We start from the raw sequence: 14,431 nt of genomic DNA on the forward strand, positions 1-14,431 counted from the left end.
CGTACGCATTCACCCTCTTTAAGATCGATAGCGGGAATAAACAGCATCTGGCAAACCTTCAGATTTGAATGTTCAGCTTGGCTCGGAAATCAGTTTTTCTCGAGCGCCCACAGGTCGCTTTCGATGCTTTCAAACCGCTCCTTGAGCTGGGTCTGCACATCGAAGATCGCCCTGTTGTAATAGTGCGGTGCGATTTCGCGGGTAAACAGGTCAAGAATCTCCGCCGCCTCGAACGAACCCAGGTCGAGTTCGAAACGATCCTCCATGAACCGCTGGATCTTGCGGTTGGCCTCACTCTCCTGTTCGGGCGTGAGGGTCAGGATCGGCGGTTTCTTCTTGACGGCCATTTACCAGCGACCGTCCCACGCCGCGAAGTTCTGCAGCAACTGCAGGCCGTGGGTATGGCTCTTCTCCGGGTGGAACTGCACGGCGAAGCGCGAGCCTTCGGCCAGGGCCGCCGCGAAATCGACGCCGTAATGGCCGCTGCCGACCACCTGCCGCGCGTTGCCGGCGGCGATGTAGTAGCTGTGCACGAAGTAGAACCGCGCCAGGTCCGGAATGTTGTGCCACAGCGGATGGCTCACCGACTGCTTCACTTCGTTCCAGCCCATGTGCGGAACCTTCAGGTGCTCGCCGTCTTCATGCAGGTCCTTGCCGAAGAACTTCACCGCGCCCGGGAACAGGCCGATGCAGTCGACGCCGTCGTTCTCTTCGCTGGTGTCGAGCAAGGCCTGCATGCCGACGCAGATGCCGAGGAACGGACGGTCCTGGCTGACCTCGCGCACCAGCGCGTCGAACCCCAGGCGACGGATCTCCGCCATGCAGTCGCGGATCGCGCCGACGCCGGGAAACACCACCCGGTCGGCTTCGCGGATCACGTCTGCGTCACTGGTGATCAGCACCTTGCCGGCGCCGACGTGCTCGAGGGCCTTGGCCACCGAGTGAAGGTTGCCCATGCCGTAATCGATAACCGCCACTGTCTGCATTACAGCACGCCCTTGGTCGATGGCATCTGCCCGGCCATGCGGTCGTCCAGCTCCACGGCCATGCGCAGCGCGCGGCCGAAGGCCTTGAACACGGTCTCGATCTGGTGGTGGGTGTTGTGCCCGCGCAGGTTGTCGATGTGCAGGGTGACGTTGGCGTGGTTGACGAAGCCCTGGAAGAATTCCTGGAACAGGTCGACGTCGAAGCCGCCGACGGTGGCGCGGGTGTACGGCACGTGCATCTGCAGGCCCGGACGGCCGGAGAAGTCGATCACCACGCGCGACAGCGCTTCGTCCAGCGGCACGTAGGCGTGGCCGTAGCGGCGGATGCCTTTCTTGTCGCCGATGGCCTGGGTGAACGCCTGGCCGAGGGTGATGCCGACGTCCTCGACGGTGTGGTGGTCGTCGATATGCAGGTCGCCCTTGCACTCGATGTCGAGGTCGATCAACCCGTGACGGGCGATCTGATCCAGCATGTGCTCAAGAAAAGGCACGCCGATATCGAATCGGGCCTTTCCGGTGCCATCAAGGTTGATCGAGGCTTTGATCTGGGTTTCCAGAGTGTCGCGCTCGACAGACGCCTTACGTTCGGCCATCACCAGCTCCGCAAAATCATTGGGCGAAAAAGGCAGCCATTATAGGGGCGCGGGCGGGAAACAGAAACACGGGAGGTGAGATGACTGACGGACAGGACGCCCGGCTGTCGCGGGTAGACATGTCCATACAAGCCATTGCGGATGCGGGACGGGTCGGTGTGGCGAGGGAGCTTGCTTGCGCCGGGGGGCGCAGCGGCCCCTAACGGCTTGCGGCCGCTGCGCGGCCGAGCGGGAGCGAGCTCCCTCGCCACAAGAGCCCGCGCCCGCCCGGTGGGGCTTAGTGGAACAGTACCGCCGTCTTCTGCAGGGTCACCCACACGCCCCACGCCAGCGGAATGCCCACCGCCAGCCATGCGGCGATCGCCAGCGGCTTGCTGCCCGGCGCGGCTTTCCACTCCAGCACGGTGCTGCTGTCGGCGCCCTTGTCATGGCCCAGCGCCTGTTCGGCGGCCAGTTCGGCGTCGGTCATGAAGTACTTGTCGGCCACCGGACGCACCAGCAGGTTGCACAGGAAGCCCAGCACCAGCAGGCCGGCGAGGATGTACAGAGTGATGTCGTAGGCCGCGGCGCGCTCGACGCCGATGCTCAACTGGTACTCGCGCAGGTAGTTCACCAGCACCGGACCGAGCACGCCGGCGGCTGCCCAGGCGGTCAGCAGGCGACCGTGGATCGCGCCGACCATCTGCGTGCCGAACAGGTCGGCCAGGTAAGCCGGAACGGTCGCGAAACCGCCGCCGTACATCGACAGAATGATGCAGAACGCCGCCACGAACAGCGCGACGTTGCCCAGGTGGCCGAGGTTCGGGATCAGCGCGTACAGCGCGAAGCCCAGGGCGAAGAACACGAAATAGGTGTTCTTGCGGCCCAGGTAGTCCGAGAACGAGGCCCAGAAGAACCGGCCGCCGATGTTGAACAGGCTCAGCAGCCCGGTGAAGCCGGCGGCGATCGCCGCGATCGAAGCCAGTTGCGAGGCGTCGAGCTGGCCGAACGGCAGGTCGTTGCCCAACAGCTTGCCGCCGAACACTTCCTGCAGCAGCGGCGAAGCCATGCCGAGGATGCCGATGCCGGCGGACACGTTCAGGCACAGCACCAGCCACACCAGACGGAACTGCGGGGTCTTCCACGCCACATTCACGTGCACGTGACGGTGGGTGATCATCGCGTTCGCCGCTTTCTTCGCCGGTGCGGTCCAGCCTTCAGGCTTCCAGCCGGTCGGCGGAACGCGGTAGGCCAGGGCGCCGCCGATCATGAACACGAAGTAGATCGCGGCCATCGCCACGAAGCTCTGCCAGACGCCCACGCCTTGCGGCGAAGCGAAGTGGCCCATCAGCGCGGTCGCCAGCGGAGCACCCACCATCGCGCCGCCGCCGAAGCCCATGATCGCCATGCCGGTGGCCATGCCGCGCTTGTCCGGGAACCACTTGATCAGGGTCGAGACGGGTGAGATGTAGCCCAGGCCCAGACCGATGCCGCCGATCACGCCGGAGCCGATCCACATCAGCCAGATCTGGTGGGTGTAGATGCCCAGCGCAGAGATCAGCAGACCGCCGCACCAGCACAGCGCCGACACCACGCCGGCCTTGCGGGGACCTGCGTGTTCGAGCCAGCCGCCCCAGATCGCCGCCGAGCAGCCGAGGAAGATGAAGAACAGGGTGTAGATCCAGCCGAGCATGGAGATCGGCCAGTCGCATTGCGAAGAGAAGACCTGTGCGATGAAGCTCATGTCCGGCGAGCAGGCCACCGGAGCGGTGATGCCCAGCGCCTTGGACAGCGGCAGCCAGAACACCGAGAAACCGTAGGCCATGCCGATGCACAGGTGGATGGCCAGCGCGGCCGGTGGAACCAGCCAGCGGTTGAAGCCGGGCTTGGCGATGATGCGTTCCTTGGACAGGAACGCGGGCTCGGCGGCGCGAAGGCCGTCCGCCGTGATGCTCGTGCTCATTGTGTATCCCCCAATTGTTAGTATGGTTCGCCAGCCACTGCCCACCCTCGGCCTTGATGCACGCAGGCATGACCGTTGTTTTGGGGTGAAGCTCCTTGAAGGCGCGACGTTAAGTCGCAGAAGGGCCGACGAACGGGCGAAGGTTACCATTTGCAGGTGACAGAAAAACCAAACTGACATCACCTTTTTCACGTCATCTGATCTCGTATCACTCAGGAAAACGCCATGCCGATCATTGTCCAGGCGCTGAACGCCGCCGATTTCCAGGATCAGGAAGATCTGCAGAAGATCTACCGCGATGCGCCGCCCTGGCTGTTCGCGCCGTATTCCGGGGCTTTGCAGCTGATCGAGGGCGCCCTGGCCGACGGCTCGCTCATCGCCGGGCGCTTCAATGACCGCCTGCTGGGGGCGGCGCGCCTGCACCCCCAGGGCAGCGTCTGGTACTTGTCCCATTTGTGTGTAAGAAAAGTCACCCGCCGCCGTGGCGTTGCCGAACGCCTGGTGAACGAAGCGCGGAAAATGGCGTCGCAAGCGGGGGCCCAATTGCGCCTGCAAGCCCCGTCCGGCCACCTCGAGGCCCAGGCACTGGCGGCCAAGCTGCATCTGCCGCTGGACGTGCTGCCCGCGTGAAGCCACACCAGCCGGAGGGCATGCGGCGCTATACTCCCCGGCTAAATTACGAATTCGACTAACACAAGGACTCGCCCATGAAAGCGTTCGGCAAAATCCTGGGTCTGGTGCTTCTGGGACTGTTGCTGATCATCGTGGCGGCAGGCTTTGCCCTGACCCACCTCTTCGATCCCAACGACTACAAAGACGAAATCCGCCAGATTGCCCGCGACAAGGCCCACATCGAACTGACGCTCAACGGCGACATCGGCTGGAGCCTGTTCCCGTGGCTCGGCCTGGAATTGCACGAGGCCAGCGTCGCGACCCTGGCCAAGCCTGCCGAACCGTTCGCCGACCTGCAGATGCTCGGCCTGTCCGTGCGCGTGCTGCCGCTGCTGCGCCGCGAGGTGCAGATGAGCGACGTGCGCGTCGAAGGCCTGAACCTGCGCCTGAACCGCGACAAGAACGGTCACGGCAACTGGGAAGACATCGGCAAGGTGCCGGCCCCGGCCGGCAGCGCCCCGCCGCCTGCGCCAGGCACGACCGCCGCCGAAGCGCCGGCCCAGCCGGAAAAACCGGCCCAGCCGATCCGCCTGGACATCGACAGCCTGACCGTCAACAACGCCCGCGTCGAATACAACGACGAGCAGACCGGCAAGCAGTTCAGCGCCGAGAGCATCCAGCTGAGCACCGGCGCAGTCCACGATTCGACCAACATTCCGGTGAAGGCCACCGCGTTCCTCGGCACCAACCAGCCGGTGCTGCGCGTGCGCACCGAACTCAACGGCGAACTGCGCTTCGAGCGCGCGCTGCAGCGCTACAAGTTCGAAGACCTGAAGCTGAGCGGCGAACTGGCCGGCGACCCGCTGCAGGGCAAGACCGTCACATTCGCAGCCCAAGGCCAGATGCTGCTGGACAAGGCCGCGAACGTCGCCGAATGGACCGGCATCAAGATCTCCGTGAACCAGTTGCGCGCCCTGGGCGAACTGAAGGCCAACGACCTCGACAAGACGCCGCAGATCAGCGGCGGCATTTCCATCGCCCAGTTCGACCTGGCCAAGTTCGTCGACAGCATCGGCCAGACCCTGCCGGCCATGGCCGAAGGCAGCCTGAGCAAGGTCGAGCTGGTCAGCCGCGTCTCGGCCACGCCGACCAGCGTTGCGTTCGACAACATCAACCTGAAGCTCGACGACAGCAGCTTCAGCGGCCGCATCGCCGTCGAGGATTTCGCCAAGCAATCGCTGCGGGCGATCCTCAAGGCCGACACGTTCAACGTCGACCGCTACCTGCCGCCCAAATCCGCCCAGGCCAGCAGCGCCGCCCAGGTGCGCCAGGCCGAAGTCGCCAGCACCGAGGCCGACGCCATGGCCGGCGCCGGCTCCACGCCGCTGCCGGAAAAACCGAGCAAGAGCGCCTGGAGCACCGAGCGCCTGTTCCCGGTGGAGCGCCTGGGCAAACTGGATGTCGACGCCGACCTGACCTTCGGTCAGCTGACCCTGGACAAGCTGCCGATCCAGAACGCCGCGCTCAAGGCCACCGGCCAGGGCGGCCTGCTGACCCTGGAGAACCTGCGCGGCGAACTGTTCAACGGCGACTTCGAAGCCAAGGGCACCCTCGACGTGCGCCCGAGCGCGCCGGCGCTGAACCTGCAGACCCGGATCAACCGCGTCCCGGTGGAAAAGATCCTCGAAAGCCAAGGCAAGAACCCGCCGGTCAAAGGGCTGGTCAACCTCACCGGCAACTTCACCGCCAGCGGCAACAGCCAGCAGGCGCTGGTCGAGACCCTCAACGGCAACGTCGGGTTCGTGATCAACAACGGCGTGCTGCTCAACGCCAACCTGGAACAGCAACTGTGCAAGGGCATCGCCACCCTCAACCGCAAGTCCCTCAGCGGCGAGCCGCGCGGCAAGGACACCCCGTTCCAGGAGCTCAAGGGCAACCTGACCTTGCGTAACGGTTTGGCCAGCAACCCGGACCTGAAAGTGCGCATCCCCGGCATGACCGTCAACGGTGACGGCGACGTGGACCTGCGGGTGCTGGGCATGGATTACCGCGTGGGCATCATCGTCGAGGGCGACACCAGCGCCATGCCGGATCCGGCGTGCCAGGTCGGCGAGAAGTTCGTCGGCGTCGAATGGCCGCTGCGCTGCCGCGGGCCGCTGGAGCTGGGCGCCAAGGCTTGCCGGGTGGACAACGAACGCCTGGGCCAGGTCGCCAGCAAACTGGCCGGCGACCGGATCAGCGAGAAGATCGACGAAAAACTGGGCGACAAGGTCAGCCCTGAACTGAAGAACGCATTGAAGGGGCTGTTCAAGCGATGAGAGCGGAGCAGTTTTCGACGGCGGTGCTGGACTGGTACGACCGCCACGGCCGCCACGACCTGCCTTGGCAGCAGGGCATCAACCCGTACCGGGTGTGGGTGTCGGAGATCATGTTGCAGCAGACCCAGGTCAGCACCGTGCTCAACTATTTCGACCGCTTCATGGCCGCGCTGCCCACGGTGCAGGCGCTGGCCGAGGCGCCGGAGGACGAAGTGCTGCACCTGTGGACGGGCCTGGGCTACTACACCCGCGCCCGCAACCTGCAGAAGACCGCGAAGATCGTCGTCAGCCAGTACGGCGGCGAATTCCCGCGGGATGTGGAAAAGCTCACGGACCTGCCGGGCATCGGCCTGTCCACCGCCGGGGCGATCGCCAGCATCAGCATGGGCCTGCGCGCGCCGATCCTCGACGGCAACGTCAAACGGGTGCTGGCGCGCTTCACCGCGCAGGAAGGCTATCCGGGCGAACCGAAGGTGGCGAAGCAGCTGTGGGCCGCCGCCGAGCGCTTCACGCCCAAGGACCGGGTCAACGCCTACACCCAGGCGATGATGGACCTGGGCGCCACCCTGTGCACCCGCAGCAAGCCGAGCTGCCTGCTGTGTCCGCTGGAAAAGGGCTGCGAGGCGCACATGCTCGGCCTTGAGACCCGCTACCCGATCCCCAAGCCGCGCAAGGCGATCCCGCAGAAGCGCACGCTGATGCCGATGCTGAGCAACGGCGAGGGCGCCATCCTGCTTTACCGCCGCCCGTCCACCGGGCTGTGGGGCGGCCTGTGGAGCCTGCCGGAGCTCGACGACCTCGACGACCTGCAGCACCTGGCCGACCAGCATTCGCTGGAACTCGGCGAGCAGCAGGCGCTGCCCGGCCTCGTCCACACCTTCAGCCATTTCCAGCTGTCCATCGAACCCTGGCTGGTGCAGGTCCAAGAGGCCGGCCATCACGTGGCCGAGGCCGACTGGCTCTGGTATAACCTCGCCACCCCGCCGCGCCTGGGCCTCGCCGCCCCGGTCAAGACCTTGCTCGAACGCGCGGCCGCCGTATTGAATGCAGGAGTGTCGCCATGACCCGTACCGTAATGTGCCGCAAATACAAAGAACAGCTCGAAGGCCTGGAGCGTCCTCCGTACCCGGGCCCCAAGGGCCAGGACATCTTCGAGCACGTCTCGGCCAAGGCCTGGGCCGACTGGCAGAAGCACCAGACCCTGCTGATCAACGAAAAGCGCCTGAACATGATGAACGCCGAAGACCGCAAATTCATCCAGGGCGAAATGGACAAGTACTTCTCCGGCGAGGAATACGCCCAGGCCGAAGGCTACGTTCCGCCTGCCGAATAACCCGCCGGAACGGGGGCCGGAACGTAAGCGACGGAATAATTTAAAATTTTTTTGAAAACTTGCTTGACGCCCCCCTGAAAAACCCGTTTAATGCGCCCCGTTGCCCAGATAGCTCAGTCGGTAGAGCAGGGGATTGAAAATCCCCGTGTCGGCGGTTCGATTCCGTCTCTGGGCACCAAATACCGAAAACCCTGAATCGAAAGATTCAGGGTTTTTTTATGCCTGTGATTTGCTGAAGGCTAGTTTGGGCCGCATCAATCGCGGTACTTTGGCCGCCCCTTACGGAAGAGGGTTGCCTGCCCCATGAACCAGAAACGCACCCGCGTCCCCCTGCCCCATCCGCCGCCCTACCGCGAGAGCCGCGTCTCGTTCTGGCTGACCGCGCTCGTCGGCGTGATGCTGGCCTTCGCCATCGGCGCGTCCCTCTACCTGATCGCCGATAGCCTCATCAGCGGCTCGGTCACCACGATGAACCGCACCGGCCCGCGCCAGACCTACACCCTGGCGTCGCAGCCAGGCAGGTACTGGTTCGAGATCGTCTGGCAAGGCCTCTTCACGCTGATGATGCTGGGCGTCGTGTCGTTCGGGCTTTGGATACGGCGCAAGACGCGCCCGCCCGGTGCGCGGAGCAAGCGCACCGGGCGGTGACCCTATAGGGTGTTCACGTAATCGACGGGAAGCAGGACGGTGTCCAGCGCAGCGTCCACCGGCATCGATACGACGGTGACCAGCGGACAGACGATCATGAAGTAGCAGATGATCGCCGCCGGCTTGCCGTCCTTGCCGGTCACGCCGAGCAGTTGCAGATCCCCGTCGACACCCTTGTAGTAATCCACGTCGGACATGCCCGTACTGACCCGCCCGATCATGGTGCCGCACGCGGTCTGCAACAACACCAGACCCGCCATCAAACCCACACGCAACATCCCTTTCAAAACCGACATCCTTGCATCCACAAAAACAGGAGGGGCGGGATTCTATCCGCATCGGTGCGCAAACTCCCGCCCCGTTGCCCGCCGCTATTGGGTCGGCTCCCAGTTCCAGTGGAACACCAGGTTGCGCGCAGGCCCGCTGCCGATGTCTGCCACATCGCGACGCACCTCGCCGTTGCGGGTGGCGACCACGGTGTACTTGCCGGGAGGCAACTGCGCGTAGAGCAGAGGCCCGATCTGGTTGAGGCTGAGCACCGGTTGCCCGGTCGCCTTCTGGACGACCACATCGACATCCGAGGTGTACAGGTTCTGCACGCCGACGGCGAAGGTCATGTGCAGGTTGTAGCCGGCGGACTGCTGAATGGCCCGCGATTCGTCCAGGCCGATCCCGCCGGACAGGTAATTGATGCCGTTCTGCTGCTGTTGCTGGACTTGCACGCCGGCGCTGTCGATCGGCTCGAGGCTGGTGGCCTGCACCATCACCGGAAACAGCAGCGCAACCACAGCGGCGATGGGCAGCATGCATGCAATGACGCGTTTCATGATGCGACTCCCGGGCTCGTTCAGAACCCCTTCGTTACATCTCTTTAGATTTTGCGGGACGGGGCGGGTTTTAGATTGTTTGGGAGTTGGCTCGGGTACTAAACGGACTACGGCGTTGCCGGCCACCGGTTCGGGCGCATTGCAAAACCTTCCGGCTAACGTTCATGCTCGCCTCTTCAACGCCAGTCACGAACGCCATGACCCTACCCAGCGCATCGCCGACACGTGCCCAAACGCCCGACAAGGAAAGCGTGCCGTTCCATGAGCCCGCCGCCGACGGCTACCCCTTGGGCGGCTTCACCTGGCGCCACGCGCTGCCCGATGCGCGGCGCCCGGTGGTGATCATCAACGCCGCCACTTCGGTGCGCTGCCGTCACTACTCGCGCTTCGCCGCCTACCTGTTCGCCAACGGCTTCGACGTGATGACCTACGACTACCGGGGCATCGGCGAATCGCGGCCCTCGTCCATGAGGGGCCTTGAGGCGTCCTGGACAGATTGGGGCGCGCTGGATTTCGAAGCGATGCTCAAGCGCTCGCAGCGGGAATTTCCTGGCCAGCCCATCGATGTCATCGGCCACAGCTTCGGCGGCTGCGCGGCAGGCTTGGGCGCCTCCGGGCAGGTGATCCGACGATTGGTCACCGTCGGCGCGCAGTTCGCCTATTGGCGCGATTACGCGCCCGAGCACCGCTTGAGGATGTTCGGCAAATGGCACGTGCTGATGCCGCTGCTGACGCTGTTCTGCGGCTACTTCCCAGGCAAGCGCCTCGGCTGGCTGGAAGACACCCCCGCCGGCGTGGTGCGCGACTGGAGCACGCCTACGCCCCGCTACGAGCGGCGCCCGAGCGGGCGTGCGCTGCTGGCGAAGACCGGTCGCCTGCCCTTTGCCGACGTACGCGCGAAGGCGCTGGCGATCAGCATCGGCGACGATCCCTACGGCACCGTTGCGGCCACCGAACGCCTGCTCGGCTACTTCAGCCAGGCCGAAAAGACCCACCTGCGCATCGAGCCGCAGGACATCGGCGAACAGGAAGTCGGACATTTCGCCTTTTTTCGCAGCGCATACCAAGCCACACTATGGCCCATCGCCCTGACCTGGCTGCAGAGCGGCGAACTGGCCCCCGGCACGCCGGGGCGGCAGCTGCCGCGCAGCCAACCCCTTTAACGCATCACGGAACACACCCATGGCCTCCGCCAACAAGCAGCAGAAACGCGCCTCCCGGGCCAAAGCCAAGGCCAAGCAGAACCGCACCAAGCGCGCCGAGGCGCCGGTCGAGCTGGATCCGAACGACGACCGGATCGACTTCGAGTCGGTGGACCTGACCGACCTGTTCAAGAAAATGATCGACGCCGAGAAGATCAGCCAGCAGGCCATGTGCACGGCGTTCCTCGAAGACCCGCTGCTGGAGATCGTGTACGAGCAGGAAGGCGAGGAAGGCGCGATGGACTTCATCCTCGCGGCCCTGCTCGAGTACCGCCAGTGGTCCACCGAGACCGACGAGGCCGGCGCCCTGGCGTGGATCGAATCCCCGGCCTTCCAGGCCGACTATGTGGCGGCGTCCGACGCGATCGCCGCGCAATCCCAACAGAAAGACTGAGTTCCCATGGCATCCCTGAACAAGCAACAGAAACGCGCCAAACGCGCCAAGGCCAAAGCCAAGCAGATCCGCATGGTCGGCCGCAAACCGCTGGCCCAGGACGACGACCTCGGCCACCTCGCCGAGCCGATCCCGGAATACACCCTGGCGATGTTCAGCAAAATGCGCGAAGCCGAAGCCGTCAGCCGCAACGACATGCTGCTGACGCTGCTCAGGGAACTGGCGTTCATCATCGTCGACCACCCTGAACTGCTGGACATGGAAAACGCCGACAACGAAGGCATGGCCGCCACCCACCTGGCCGCCGACATGCTGATCGACTACCGCATGTGGGCCGACGGCATGGACCTGGAGGCCGCCCAGGCCTGGATGAGCGAGCCGCAGTTCATCGCCGACTTCGGGATTGCGCTGGACGCCTACGGGCAGTCGCTGCAGGCGCAGGAAGAAAAGAGCGAATAATCCCTCGCCCGCAACGAAAACGGCCGCCCGTCATCACTGACGGGCGGCCGTTTTCGTTGGTGCATCCCTTTGTCGGAGCACAAACATATCCCGTTGACATATCCCTTCCCGCCTCTATCCTTTGAAGCCACAGATGCGCAAAGAACAGGAGAACATCATGGAGCAGACAACGATCTTCATGAACAACAGAAGCCAGGCCGTTCGCCTTCCCAAGGCTGTTGCGATGCCTGTGGACGTCAAACGGGTGGACGTTGTCGCCATCGGCAGGACACGCATCATCACACCTGCCGGAGAGAGCTGGGACAGTTGGTTTGACGGGGACGACGTGACCGCGGACTTCATGACCGACCGCGAACAGCCCGCCGACCAGGAGCGTGAATCGTTCTGATGATCAAGTTCATGCTCGATACAAACATCTGCATCTTCACGATCAAAAACAAACCGCAGGTCGTGCGCGAGGCCTTCACCCGTCACCACGGCCAGTTGTGCATCAGCACGGTCACCTTGATGGAGCTGATTTACGGCGCAGAAAAATCCGCAGCGCCAGAAAGGAATCTCGCCGTCATTGAAGGCTTCGCCGCCCGCCTTGAGGTCTTGCCCTTTGATGACGAAGCAGCCGCCCACACCGGGATGATCCGATCCGAATTGGCCAAGGCAGGCACACCGATCGGCCCCTACGACCACATGATCGCAGGGCATGCGCGCTCGCGGGGTTTCATCGTGATCACCAACAACGTCCGGGAGTTTGAGCGTGTTCCGGGGCTACGCGTGGAAGACTGGGTCAATTCCCGCTGATTCGAGACGCCCGCAACGAAAACGGCCGCCCGTCATCACTGACGGGCGGCCGTTTTCGCATCAGGCGCTGCGGATCAGTTCAGGACTGCCGCACCGCCCTTCTCCAGCTTGCGGCGGCGGGCCACCAGCAGGCCGGCGGCGACCACCAGCAGGCTCAGCAGGCCGGTCGCGAGGATTTCCACGCGGTGGGCGTCCTGGAACAGCATGATGGTCAGGGCCGCGATGATGAAAGCGATCACCGCGTAGGTCAGCCCCGGGAACAGCCACATGCTGAAGGAGATCTTCTCGCCGCGGGCCATGCGCTGCTTGCGCATGCGCAGTTGCGAGAACGCGATCACCAGGTACACCAGCAGCGCGATGGCGCCGGAGCTGGCCAGCAGGAACTCGAACACCGCAGCCGGGGCCACGTAGTTGGCGAAGGTGCACAGGAACGCCGCGCCGGTGGACAGCATCACCGCCCAGTAAGGCGTGCCGCTGTTGTTGGTGCGGGTGGCCATGGCCGGGGCGTCGCCGCGCTTGCCCAGGGAGAACAGCATGCGCGAAGAGGTGTACAGCGCCGAGTTCAGGCAGCTGGTCACGGCGACCAGCACCACGATGTCGACGATCATTTTCGCGTTCGGGATGCCCATGCGCTCAAGCACGGTCTGGTAGGAGCCCAGGTTGGCCAGCGACGGGTCGTTCCACGGCACCAGGGCCACGACGATGAAGATCGACACGAGGTAGAACAGGCCGATCCGCCAGATCACCGAGTTGGTGGCCTTGGAGATCTGCTTGCCCGGGTTCTTCGATTCCGCGGCCGCGATGGTCACGATCTCGGTGCCCATGAAGGAGAACATGGTGGTCAGGATGGCGCCCAGCACCGCGCCCATGCCGTTGGGCAGGAAGCCCTGGGTGTCGAAGATGTGCGACACGCCGCTGACCTGGCTGTTCGGCAGCAAGCCGAAGATGGCCATGATGCCGACAATGATGAAACCGATGATCGCCACTACCTTGAGCAGGGCGAACCAGAATTCGAACTCACCGTAGTTCTTCACGCTGAACAGGTTGGTCACGGTCAGTAGGAAAGTGATGATCAGCGCGAACGCCCAGATCTCAACGCCCGGGAACCACGCGTGCAGGATGGTGGCGGCGGCGTTGGCTTCCAGCGGGATCACCAGTACCCAGAACCACCAGTACAGCCAGCCGATGGTGAAACCGGCCCAGTGGCCAATGGCGCGGTCGGCGTAGGTGGAGAACGAACCGGTGTCCGGCGAGGCCACGGCCATTTCGCCGAGCATGCGCATCACCAGCACAACCAGCAGGCCGGCGGCGGCGTAGGCCAGCAGCACGGCGGGACCGGCGGCGGCGATGGCGTGGCCGGAGCCGACAAACAGACCTGCACCGATCACACCGGCGATCGACAGCATGGTCACATGACGCGGTTTGAGCCCCTGTTCGAGGCCATTGGAGCTATGGGTACTGCTCATTGAAACTACCTTTGCGAGGAAAGCGATTCAGTCCGTCCCGTCTGGCGTTCCTTCTCGTAAAAAGAATCCAACGGGCCGTTCCAGATTCTGCACGCAAATATTGCGCCAAAATGTTTCAAAAGCTTCTGGCCTGCGGTTTTCAGCCTGACCGGACAGTCATCGCAACCCCTTGAGATTACTGGCCTTTCGCCAGAACGTTACCCTGCGACTCACTTTTCAAACGAACGGGCGCACCAGAAACACACTGAAAAAGTGTGTGATGCACAATAAAAGGGCGAATCCGCAACGTTCGGCCGGTTAGCGCTTCCAACACCCCGCCAAAGGTGGCAACATCGCGCCTTTTTTTACGCGACACCCACGGGAATCCGCGTTCAAACACCCGTTCGGTTGTTGATGGGGCGACAGTCTGCTGTGCCGATGCGACAACCTGCCACACGCCACCCGTTTACCGCCCGAAGCGCTGTTGGCTGCCATTGAAACGCTATGCTAGCTTGGCCGCCTCGCCAGGAAGGCCACCCGACAGCTGGAGCGCAACACATATGAGGAACGCACATGGCTGAGGCCACGCCCGCGCTTGAAATCCGCAACTTGCACAAACGCTACGGACAGCTTGAGGTGCTCAAAGGCATCTCGCTGACCGCCCGTGACGGCGACGTGATCTCGATCCTGGGTTCTTCCGGTTCCGGCAAGTCCACGTTCCTGCGCTGCATCAACCTGTTGGAAAACCCGCACCAGGGCCAGATCCTGGTCGACGGGGAAGAACTCAAGCTCAAGGCCGCCAAGCACGGCGAACTGGTTGCCGCCGCCGGCAAGCAGATCAACCGCCTGCGCTCCGAGATCGGTTTTGTGTTTCAAC

General features: G+C 63.9%; 18 protein-coding genes and 1 tRNA gene. 12 read left to right on the forward strand and 7 right to left on the reverse strand.

Features of this window, described 5'->3' with window-relative positions; genetic code table 11:
* Window positions 1–89 precede the first annotated feature (89 nt).
* The 4 genes from ACIP0B_RS25815 to ACIP0B_RS25830 all read right to left on the reverse strand — a co-directional run bounded on the left by ACIP0B_RS25815 (window position 90) and on the right by ACIP0B_RS25830 (window position 3,521).
* On the reverse strand, window positions 90–347 hold the full coding sequence (locus ACIP0B_RS25815; protein ID WP_400837400.1) for a DUF2164 domain-containing protein: 258 nt from the start codon (window positions 345–347) through the stop codon (window positions 90–92).
* Window positions 348–986 carry an imidazole glycerol phosphate synthase subunit HisH gene (gene hisH / locus ACIP0B_RS25820; protein ID WP_400837402.1) on the reverse strand — a complete coding sequence of 213 codons (639 nt, stop codon included), beginning with the start codon at window positions 984–986 and terminating at the stop codon, window positions 348–350.
* On the reverse strand, window positions 986–1,579 hold the full coding sequence (hisB, locus tag ACIP0B_RS25825) for an imidazoleglycerol-phosphate dehydratase HisB (protein WP_085581847.1): 594 nt from the start codon (window positions 1,577–1,579) through the stop codon (window positions 986–988). The genes hisH and hisB overlap by 1 nt, the downstream gene beginning before the upstream one ends.
* Before the next feature lie 277 nt (window positions 1,580–1,856).
* A complete protein-coding gene (locus tag ACIP0B_RS25830; protein ID WP_400837405.1) occupies window positions 1,857–3,521 on the reverse strand; it encodes an OFA family MFS transporter in 1,665 nt (554 codons plus the stop codon).
* A 225-nt stretch (window positions 3,522–3,746) separates the two neighbouring features.
* Between ACIP0B_RS25830 and ACIP0B_RS25835 the strand changes: the two genes are divergently transcribed.
* The 6 genes from ACIP0B_RS25835 (at window position 3,747) to ACIP0B_RS25860 (ending at window position 8,432) form a co-directional block, all read left to right on the forward strand.
* Window positions 3,747–4,151, forward strand: coding sequence for an acetyl-CoA sensor PanZ family protein (locus ACIP0B_RS25835; RefSeq protein ID WP_400837408.1), 405 nt, complete (start codon window positions 3,747–3,749; stop codon window positions 4,149–4,151).
* A gap of 77 nt (window positions 4,152–4,228) precedes the next feature.
* The gene (locus ACIP0B_RS25840; RefSeq protein ID WP_400837410.1) at window positions 4,229–6,451 is read left to right on the forward strand and encodes an AsmA family protein; all 2,223 of its coding nucleotides are present in this window, start codon (window positions 4,229–4,231) and stop codon (window positions 6,449–6,451) included.
* Window positions 6,448–7,515, forward strand: a complete 1,068-nt coding sequence (mutY, locus tag ACIP0B_RS25845) for an A/G-specific adenine glycosylase (RefSeq protein WP_400837413.1) — start codon at window positions 6,448–6,450, stop codon at window positions 7,513–7,515. The genes ACIP0B_RS25840 and mutY overlap by 4 nt, the downstream gene beginning before the upstream one ends.
* The gene (locus tag ACIP0B_RS25850) at window positions 7,512–7,784 is read left to right on the forward strand and encodes an oxidative damage protection protein (protein ID WP_085639391.1); all 273 of its coding nucleotides are present in this window, start codon (window positions 7,512–7,514) and stop codon (window positions 7,782–7,784) included. The genes mutY and ACIP0B_RS25850 overlap by 4 nt, the downstream gene beginning before the upstream one ends.
* Before the next feature lie 102 nt (window positions 7,785–7,886).
* Window positions 7,887–7,962, forward strand: a tRNA-Phe gene (locus ACIP0B_RS25855).
* A gap of 125 nt (window positions 7,963–8,087) precedes the next feature.
* Window positions 8,088–8,432: a hypothetical protein gene (locus ACIP0B_RS25860; protein WP_400837416.1), complete on the forward strand. Its 345-nt coding sequence runs from the start codon at window positions 8,088–8,090 to the stop codon at window positions 8,430–8,432.
* Between the two features lie 2 nt (window positions 8,433–8,434).
* Here the strand turns inward: ACIP0B_RS25860 and ACIP0B_RS25865 are convergent, their stop codons facing one another.
* Both ACIP0B_RS25865 and ACIP0B_RS25870 read right to left on the reverse strand, forming a co-directional pair.
* A complete protein-coding gene (locus ACIP0B_RS25865; RefSeq protein WP_217894268.1) occupies window positions 8,435–8,710 on the reverse strand; it encodes a YceK/YidQ family lipoprotein in 276 nt (91 codons plus the stop codon).
* A gap of 93 nt (window positions 8,711–8,803) precedes the next feature.
* A complete protein-coding gene (locus ACIP0B_RS25870; RefSeq protein WP_400837419.1) occupies window positions 8,804–9,259 on the reverse strand; it encodes a carboxypeptidase regulatory-like domain-containing protein in 456 nt (151 codons plus the stop codon).
* Between the two features lie 197 nt (window positions 9,260–9,456).
* Here ACIP0B_RS25870 and ACIP0B_RS25875 point away from each other — a divergent pair, with 197 nt between their 5' ends.
* The 5 genes from ACIP0B_RS25875 to vapC all read left to right on the forward strand — a co-directional run bounded on the left by ACIP0B_RS25875 (window position 9,457) and on the right by vapC (window position 12,109).
* Window positions 9,457–10,422: an alpha/beta fold hydrolase gene (locus ACIP0B_RS25875; protein WP_400837421.1), complete on the forward strand. Its 966-nt coding sequence runs from the start codon at window positions 9,457–9,459 to the stop codon at window positions 10,420–10,422.
* Window positions 10,423–10,441: 19 nt separating this feature from the next.
* Window positions 10,442–10,855, forward strand: a complete 414-nt coding sequence (locus ACIP0B_RS25880; RefSeq protein WP_400837424.1) for a hypothetical protein — start codon at window positions 10,442–10,444, stop codon at window positions 10,853–10,855.
* Between the two features lie 6 nt (window positions 10,856–10,861).
* Entirely contained in the window at window positions 10,862–11,314 is a 453-nt protein-coding gene (locus ACIP0B_RS25885) for a hypothetical protein (RefSeq protein ID WP_400837427.1), read from the forward strand.
* A 157-nt stretch (window positions 11,315–11,471) separates the two neighbouring features.
* Window positions 11,472–11,702: a type II toxin-antitoxin system VapB family antitoxin gene (vapB, locus tag ACIP0B_RS25890; protein ID WP_400837430.1), complete on the forward strand. Its 231-nt coding sequence runs from the start codon at window positions 11,472–11,474 to the stop codon at window positions 11,700–11,702.
* Window positions 11,702–12,109 carry a tRNA(fMet)-specific endonuclease VapC gene (gene vapC / locus ACIP0B_RS25895; RefSeq protein ID WP_400837433.1) on the forward strand — a complete coding sequence of 136 codons (408 nt, stop codon included), beginning with the start codon at window positions 11,702–11,704 and terminating at the stop codon, window positions 12,107–12,109. The genes vapB and vapC overlap by 1 nt, the downstream gene beginning before the upstream one ends.
* Before the next feature lie 74 nt (window positions 12,110–12,183).
* On the opposite strand, the gene gabP is transcribed toward vapC, so the two are convergent.
* A complete protein-coding gene (gabP, locus tag ACIP0B_RS25900; protein WP_085581870.1) occupies window positions 12,184–13,575 on the reverse strand; it encodes a GABA permease in 1,392 nt (463 codons plus the stop codon).
* A gap of 552 nt (window positions 13,576–14,127) precedes the next feature.
* Here gabP and ACIP0B_RS25905 point away from each other — a divergent pair.
* The coding region (locus tag ACIP0B_RS25905) for an ATP-binding cassette domain-containing protein (protein WP_400837436.1) at window positions 14,128–14,431 on the forward strand (304 nt) is incomplete at its 3' end.

The sequence above is a fragment of the Pseudomonas sp. NPDC089534 genome, assembly GCF_044749305.1.
GTDB classification, from domain to species: domain Bacteria; phylum Pseudomonadota; class Gammaproteobacteria; order Pseudomonadales; family Pseudomonadaceae; genus Aquipseudomonas; species Aquipseudomonas ekonensis.

Coding starts and splice junctions, on each gene's coding strand:
- ACIP0B_RS25815 (WP_400837400.1), bottom strand. CDS start 347: ATGGCCGTCAAGAAGAAACCGCCGATCCTGACCCTCACGCCCGAACAG.
- hisH (WP_400837402.1), bottom strand. CDS start 986: ATGCAGACAGTGGCGGTTATCGATTACGGCATGGGCAACCTTCACTCG.
- hisB (WP_085581847.1), bottom strand. CDS start 1,579: ATGGCCGAACGTAAGGCGTCTGTCGAGCGCGACACTCTGGAAACCCAG.
- ACIP0B_RS25830 (WP_400837405.1), bottom strand. CDS start 3,521: ATGAGCACGAGCATCACGGCGGACGGCCTTCGCGCCGCCGAGCCCGCG.
- ACIP0B_RS25835 (WP_400837408.1), top strand. CDS start 3,747: ATGCCGATCATTGTCCAGGCGCTGAACGCCGCCGATTTCCAGGATCAG.
- ACIP0B_RS25840 (WP_400837410.1), top strand. CDS start 4,229: ATGAAAGCGTTCGGCAAAATCCTGGGTCTGGTGCTTCTGGGACTGTTG.
- mutY (WP_400837413.1), top strand. CDS start 6,448: ATGAGAGCGGAGCAGTTTTCGACGGCGGTGCTGGACTGGTACGACCGC.
- ACIP0B_RS25850 (WP_085639391.1), top strand. CDS start 7,512: ATGACCCGTACCGTAATGTGCCGCAAATACAAAGAACAGCTCGAAGGC.
- ACIP0B_RS25860 (WP_400837416.1), top strand. CDS start 8,088: ATGAACCAGAAACGCACCCGCGTCCCCCTGCCCCATCCGCCGCCCTAC.
- ACIP0B_RS25865 (WP_217894268.1), bottom strand. CDS start 8,710: ATGTTGCGTGTGGGTTTGATGGCGGGTCTGGTGTTGTTGCAGACCGCG.
- ACIP0B_RS25870 (WP_400837419.1), bottom strand. CDS start 9,259: ATGAAACGCGTCATTGCATGCATGCTGCCCATCGCCGCTGTGGTTGCG.
- ACIP0B_RS25875 (WP_400837421.1), top strand. CDS start 9,457: ATGACCCTACCCAGCGCATCGCCGACACGTGCCCAAACGCCCGACAAG.
- ACIP0B_RS25880 (WP_400837424.1), top strand. CDS start 10,442: ATGGCCTCCGCCAACAAGCAGCAGAAACGCGCCTCCCGGGCCAAAGCC.
- ACIP0B_RS25885 (WP_400837427.1), top strand. CDS start 10,862: ATGGCATCCCTGAACAAGCAACAGAAACGCGCCAAACGCGCCAAGGCC.
- vapB (WP_400837430.1), top strand. CDS start 11,472: ATGGAGCAGACAACGATCTTCATGAACAACAGAAGCCAGGCCGTTCGC.
- vapC (WP_400837433.1), top strand. CDS start 11,702: ATGATCAAGTTCATGCTCGATACAAACATCTGCATCTTCACGATCAAA.
- gabP (WP_085581870.1), bottom strand. CDS start 13,575: ATGAGCAGTACCCATAGCTCCAATGGCCTCGAACAGGGGCTCAAACCG.